The sequence below is a fragment of the Streptomyces sp. adm13(2018) genome (assembly GCF_008042145.1).
Taxonomy (GTDB): domain Bacteria; phylum Actinomycetota; class Actinomycetes; order Streptomycetales; family Streptomycetaceae; genus Streptomyces.
The window spans coordinates 1-946 of the sequence record NZ_RDBH01000263.1; the positions used below are offsets into that span (position 1 = coordinate 1).

Sequence of the window (946 nt, forward strand, 5' to 3'; positions counted from 1 at the left end):
CCGGCATCAGCGTCGACTAATACGTACGCCTGGAACGCGGCAAGGAGACCCGCCCCAGCCCCGCCGTCCTCGACTCCCTCGCCCGCGTTCCAGGCGTACGTAGTAGTCGACGCTGATGCCGGCGAGGGTGGCCAGTTCCTCGCGGCGCAGGCCCGGGGTGCGGCGGATGCCGGTGCCGACGGTGAGGCCGACGTGTTCGGGGCTGGTCCGGGTGCGGCGGGCACGCAGGAAGCGGCCCAGCTCGGCGCCCTCGCTGGTCGCGCTCTGGGATGCCATGACCCCGGTCTCACCCGGCAGGCGGCCGCGCCGCAGACGGTAGGGGGCCCTGCCCTTACCCCTGAAGAGCCCGCCCTGCCACACGCGCGTGATCCGGGCGAAGGTAGGTGAGGAAGACGCCGGCGCTCTTGCCTCCCGCCCGGACCTCGACGGGCACGGCCTGCCGGGCCGGGCAAGAGTGAGAGACCAGGCGACACCTTGATCGGGAAAGGACGACATGCGGTACATCAAGCTGCGTGACCTGGAGGTCTCCCGGATCGGGCTGGGCGCGATGGGCATGTCCCACGGCTACACGGGCTGGGGCACCGATGACGCGGAGTCGATCCGAACCGTGCACCGGGCCCTGGAGCTCTCGATGGCGTCGCCCAGTACGAGCAGGGACCGATCGGCCCGGCCGAGTTCATGCGCACCATCACCCCGACCGGCGGCGGCCCCGTTTGCGCCTCCATCGAGCGGCTGCTGCCCGACGTCCTGGACGGCACCATCACCCCCGGCCGCGTCTTCGAGGAGACCTTCCCCCTCGACCGGGCTCCGGACGCCTCCCGGGCCATGGCCGACCGCCGGGTTCTCAAGGCGCTCCTCCCACCCTGACCCCCGCCACTGGCCGTAGACATCGCCGAAGGGCTGGTGCATCAGGTAGAGGTCGAGGTGGTCCAGGCCCAGCTTGCCC

General features: G+C 71.7%; 1 protein-coding gene and 2 pseudogenes. 2 read left to right on the plus strand and 1 reads right to left on the minus strand.

The window, feature by feature from the left end:
- Positions 1-69: 69 nt before the first annotated feature.
- Positions 70-276: pseudogene (locus EAO70_RS36385) on the minus strand (helix-turn-helix domain-containing protein); the annotation flags it as partial.
- Between the two features lie 217 nt (positions 277-493).
- On the opposite strand from EAO70_RS36385, the pseudogene EAO70_RS39880 reads away from it, so the two are divergent.
- Both EAO70_RS39880 and EAO70_RS36395 read left to right on the plus strand, forming a co-directional pair.
- Positions 494-652, plus strand: a pseudogene (locus EAO70_RS39880) (aldo/keto reductase); the annotation flags it as partial.
- A 26-nt stretch (positions 653-678) separates the two neighbouring features.
- On the plus strand, positions 679-867 hold the full coding sequence (locus tag EAO70_RS36395) for a hypothetical protein (RefSeq protein WP_410091601.1): 189 nt from the start codon (positions 679-681) through the stop codon (positions 865-867).
- Positions 868-946 lie beyond the last annotated feature (79 nt).